3 protein-coding genes are annotated in these 5,230 nt (G+C 56.0%); all 3 read left to right on the top strand.

Features of this window, described 5'->3' with window-relative positions:
- The first annotated feature begins 626 nt into the window (after positions 1–626).
- Positions 627–986, top strand: a complete 360-nt coding sequence (locus tag ONB24_15445) for a hypothetical protein (GenBank protein MDZ7317505.1) — start codon at positions 627–629, stop codon at positions 984–986.
- Positions 987–1,608: 622 nt separating this feature from the next.
- Positions 1,609–4,056, top strand: a complete 2,448-nt coding sequence (locus tag ONB24_15450; GenBank protein MDZ7317506.1) for a TonB-dependent receptor — start codon at positions 1,609–1,611, stop codon at positions 4,054–4,056.
- Between the two features lie 412 nt (positions 4,057–4,468).
- The coding region (locus ONB24_15455) for a sulfatase-like hydrolase/transferase (protein MDZ7317507.1) at positions 4,469–5,230 on the top strand (762 nt) is incomplete at its 3' end.

Below are 5,230 nucleotides of genomic sequence, written 5' to 3' on the forward strand. Positions count from 1 at the left end.
AGATCACAAATTCTCATGTGATTTTCATATCGGTCTTTGTAAAGAGCCTCTCTCTGCAAAGGCGTCAGCTTGGTTCTCTTGTGAATGACCATGGGATTTCCTCCTTAATGGATTAGTTGTGCAACTGCAGCAAGTTAGGAAATCCCGATAACTTTAAACAACGCTAAATTAACTTACATATAAATATTTAATATGTTATAAATTAAATGCATAATTAGGTGAGTTCCGGTTCCAAGTGCGGCAGATGAATTAATGAAGAGGTCGGCCGGAGTCTTATGGTCAGGACATTTTTTCGGCGGGTTGTCGAGTTTGTCCTGAATGATTTTGATCCGTTCTTTGTCAAGATCCTCAAAACCGGTGTTTTCGGCAGGTACTGTCGGATCAGGCCGTCTGCGTTTTCCCGGAGGCATTGTTCTTACGTTCCGTCTGGGCGGGCGAAGAAGAAATCGGCGTCGAGCAGTCGGGCGATTGCCTGAGGTTCCGAGTTCTCTGCCGTCTTCGAAAATTGTAGGCACCATACTTTTGTGAGATGAGAGTTCGGAGACAAGCAGAACCGCCCTGCGCCGAAGCCGCCCGATGAGCGCGAACCCGGTTTTTCGTTCGACGGTGGTAATCAAGGCTCCCCGATGATTTTTGCCGATCATTGCCTCGAGTTCCCGGTCGCCGGTACGCGCCCTTTCGTCAACAACGGTCGGACGGTCGTCAATGGATACGCGGTTCGGAATTTGTCCGCGGCGGTCCTTGGTTTTTATGCGCTTGCGCCGTTTTTTCCTGCCGAGCCTGAGATGCCGGTACAATTCGCCGCCCTGTCTTTGATCATCGAGAATGAAGCGGTAAATGGTCTCGTGACTGACGGACGGTCTGCCTTCAACCCTAAGACGACCGCTGATCTGTTCTGGGCTCCAGTCGTCTTTCAATCGCTCGATCACCTCGGCTTTGATCTCGGCGGTGAAACGAATCTTTTTGCCGGCGTTGCGGCGTCTTAAAAGCGCTTTTTTATGCGCCTGTCTGAAACGGTAACCCTTCAGTCCGCGGTTTCTTCTGATCTCCCGGCTGACCCTGGATCTGTGCACGCCTATCAGCTCGGCAATTTCAGAGCAAGTCCAGCCGGTTTTGCGATGCGCGTAAATTTCCACTCTGTTCGTAGGTCAATTGCCTGTATTTCTTTTTCAAGTGCCTCAGCTTTCATTTTTTTCTTAACTTCATTAGTCCCGGGACTATTGTAGAAGATCATGAATAACTGTTGCACTTTTTACTTGAACTCACGCAAAACTGCTCTGCATCGGCAATTTTAAAAACGGTTCTGCGAAGAGGCAAAACCGCGCGCAATTCAATTCAGCACATTTTCAATCGGACCTTCGGCTTTGGACTTTCGACATTAGACCTTCGACTTTCGACCTTGCATCTTTCGCGGCACCAAACTGCACCTGCCCGAAAAATTTACGTTCGCAGCGTCGTAAAAAAAACCGTTGAACGACAAAAATTCACTCGTGCAGCTGTTCCGATTTTCACATTTTCGTTTTGAAATATTGAAAATATTGTTAAATTACTTTGTCACAAATCACTCTAACATGAAGGGATTTATCCTGACATCAAGGAGGTTACGCCATGTTTACCCGCTCTTTGCGGTCGAATCGGCCTTTCGCCGGCTTCGGCCCGCTTGATTCCTCACTTTTCAAATCACTTTACAACTTTTTACTGATTGCGGCGATCGTTTTGCCCGCCGCTGCGCCTCGTCTCGTTTCTGCCGGTCAAATCCGCGGCCGCGTCGTCGATGCCGAAACGCAGCGCCCGTTGGAAAACGCCAACATACAATTGGAGGGCACGACCCTCGGCGCCGTCAGCGACCGCGACGGCCGCTTCGTCTTGACAACCGACCAGACGCGGCCGACGCTCATCATCCGCTACATCGGCTACCGGAGCCTGCAGCACGAAATTCCGCTCGAACTCGATCAAGTCCTGGAAACAACCTTTACTCTGACGCCGCAGCCGATCTCCTCCGGCGAGGTGGTCGTCACCAGCCTGCGCTATGAGCAGTCCCTGAAAAACATCGCCGTGCCGATGAGCGCGGTGACGCGCGAGCGGATCGCCGTCACCGCTCCGCGCGACGTGGCCGAGGCGGTCCGCGGTGAAAGCGGCCTGGCCGTCACCCGCGACGGCGTCTGGGGGTCCAACGTCGTCATCCGCGGCTTGTCGCGCAGCAACATCGTCACCCTGATCGACGGCAACCGCATCGATACGGCCAACGACTTGACCGCCGGCCTGTCGATGATCGACATCAGCGACGTCGAGCGCATCGAGGTCGTCAAGGGCGCGGCCTCTTCGCTCTACGGCACCGGCGCCGTCGGCGGCGTGGTCAATGTCATCACCCGCGACGGCTGGTACGACTCGCGCTTTTATCTCCGCGGCGCCGTGACGGCCGGATACGGCAGCGTAAACGACCTTTCCCAGGGAGCGCTCCGCCTTCATACCGGCGGCAGGTTTTGGTACGCCAAGCTCTCGACCCAGAGCCGCCGCGCCGATGATGCCCGCACGCCGCTCGGCGTTCTGCCCAACAGCCGCTACAACGACGACAGCTACGCCGCCCGCATCGGCTTTCGTCCCTTGGAAAATCACGAACTGAAACTTAACTGGCAACAATACCGCGGCCGGGACATCGGCATTCCGGGAGGTTATCCGCTGTTTCCCGACATTTCGGAAGTGCGCTATCCGCGCGAAAATCGCGATCTGTTGAGCGTCGAGTACATCGGCCGCAATTTGAGCCGCTCGCTGGCCCGCGTCACGCTGCGCTATTTTCGGCAGGATATTCTGCGGGACGTCGAGAACCTGCCGCACATCGTCCGGCAGGTGCCCGGAACGCCTGCAAAAGTCATGAACGTGTTGTCGATTCTGCCGCGCGCCACCCACAAAACCGACGGCGTGTTGCTGCAGAGCGATTGGGTTTTGGGTAAAGACCATCTGATCGCGGGCGTCGATGCCTGGCAGAAGCGCCTCGACAGCATCCGCGACCGCGTGGCACGCATCGACGTGCTGAATCCCCAAGGCCAAGTGGCGAAAAGCATCAGCCAGATTACCGTCGAACGGCCGATTCCCGTGGCGACCTATCGCAGCGTCGGCCTGTTCGCGCAAAACGAATTCCCGAACGTCCTGAATAATCGCCTGAAACTGACGCTCGGCGGTCGCGTCGATAAAATCTTTGTCGACAACGACGCGGCCATGCAGCCGCTCTATCAAGTCGTCGACGGCGTCCGCAACGACGCGCCGGCCGGACAGTTCCCGCTGTGGAGCGCGCAAAAAGTGGAAAACTTTTCCTGGAGCGGCAACCTCAGCCTGCTGTATCATGTGAGCCGCTCTGTTGATTTGACCGCCACGGCCGCGCGGTCCTTCCGCTCGCCCTACCTCGAGGAGCGGTATCAGTACATCGATCAGGGAAATCTGGTCAAGATCGGCGACCCGCAGCTCAAGCCGGAAAGAGGACTTTTCGCCGATGTAGGCGTGCGTTTTTATCACGGCGAGGCGTCGTTGTCGGCAAACGCCTTTATCAACCGCATTCAGGATATGGTCGTCGAAGCGCCGGCAATTTATGAGGGCCGCCAGGCGCTGAAAAAGACCAATGTCGGTTCGGCCGAGCTGTACGGCTTTGATTTTCAGATGAATGCACCGCTTACGCGCTCGCTGCGGGCAACCGCCGGCGCCGCGTACGTGCATGGGCAGGACACCTATTTGGATGAGCCTCTGCCGCTTATCCCGCCGGCAAGCGCGCGCGCCGGACTCGAGGCGGCTTTGGGCCGCTTGGCGACGGTCGAGCTCGTCGCCACGGTTTACGGCGACCAGAAACGCATCGCGTCGTGGGAAAGGGGCACGCCGGGAAGCGCGGTGTTCGATCTCTATGTTTCCTCCATGCCGATCCGTTTCGGCGGCCTGCGTTCGCGGCTTTTCGTGAGCGTCGAGAACCTACTGGACCGCGCCTACCGCAATCATCTGGCGACCAACCGCGGCTCGATCACCGTCGAGCCGGGCCGCAACATCATCCTCAGACTGCAAAGCGAGTTCTAAAATTTGTCGGGCGCTTCAACAGCGCCCGACTTGCTTCTTTTTTCTCGTTCCCAAAAGCCGTATATTTCCTCAACCGGACACCGTGGGCTTGAAAGGTATCGTTTCGTTCAGGAAACCGGTGCGGGAAGCGGCCTGGCGAAGCCATCCTCCAACTTTATGCTTTACAGGGGATGAAGCGGGTCTTGATCTTTCGCAAAAGCCCAAGTCCTTCCCGATTGTAAAAGGCCATACGTTCATCCTTGAAGAGGTGCCCGTGCGACTTTTTCGCAAAAAAGAACCGCCGAACGAGAAAATTTACCGGCGGCCGGAGCCGTCGCCGCTCGGCCCGGCGATCCGAGGAGCCAATCATTACCTGCTTATTGTCCTCGACAGCTGCCGCTATGACTCGTTTCTGCAGGCGAATCCCAAGACCATGCCTAAACTGGGCCAAGTGCAGAAGCGATATTCCTATGCCTCGTGGACCGCTCCTTCGCATTACAACATGCTGATGGGGCTGATGCCGCACACCAGTCCCAAACGCGTTCACGCTTCCGAGTATTACAAGCGCGACTTTATCCAATTCAATGAACGCTTCGGGGTAACGGAATTCGAGTTCAAAAGCCTGGTGCCGCATCTCTATTTGCCGCTCTTTATGCGCAATCGGCTGGGATATCGGACGCATGCCTTGGTTTCGCTGCCGGTTCTCAATCCCAGCACGCCCCTCAACGTCGGCTTTGACCACTATAAGCTGATGGAGCGCCACAACGACATGCCCGCCATGCTCGATGAGTTGACGTTTTCCGAAGAGCGGCCGTGCTTTTACCTGCTCAATGTGGGCGAAACGCACTATCCCTACGCGACGCCCGACGAACCAGAGAACCAATGGCCGCGCATTCACGGCGTGCACGGCGTTTTCAAGCATCTGGATGATCTGGTCGTCGGCGGCCGTCTGGTCGATGAGGGGGAGGAGGTGCCGTTTTTCACGCAACGACAGCTCGACGAGCTGCGCGAGCGGCAGATTGCGGCAGTGCGATTTATCGACGGCGTCATCGAGCGACTGTTTGATATTGTGCCGAAAAACACCTACATCACCATTACCGCCGATCACGGCGAATTGTTCGGCGAGGAGGGTTATTTCGGCCACGGGACGATCATGCATGAAAAGGTCTTTGAGGTGCCTTTCCTCGAGGGAAAA

Source organism: candidate division KSB1 bacterium (assembly GCA_034505495.1).
Lineage (GTDB): Bacteria > Zhuqueibacterota > Zhuqueibacteria > Residuimicrobiales > Krinioviventaceae > Fontimicrobium_A.

What these genes read in the sequence shown, in the direction of transcription:
- ONB24_15450 (MDZ7317506.1), top strand. Translation starts at nt 1,609, where the DNA reads ATGTTTACCCGCTCTTTGCGGTCGAATCGGCCTTTCGCCGGCTTCGGC.
- ONB24_15445 (MDZ7317505.1), top strand. Translation starts at nt 627, where the DNA reads ATGATTTTTGCCGATCATTGCCTCGAGTTCCCGGTCGCCGGTACGCGC.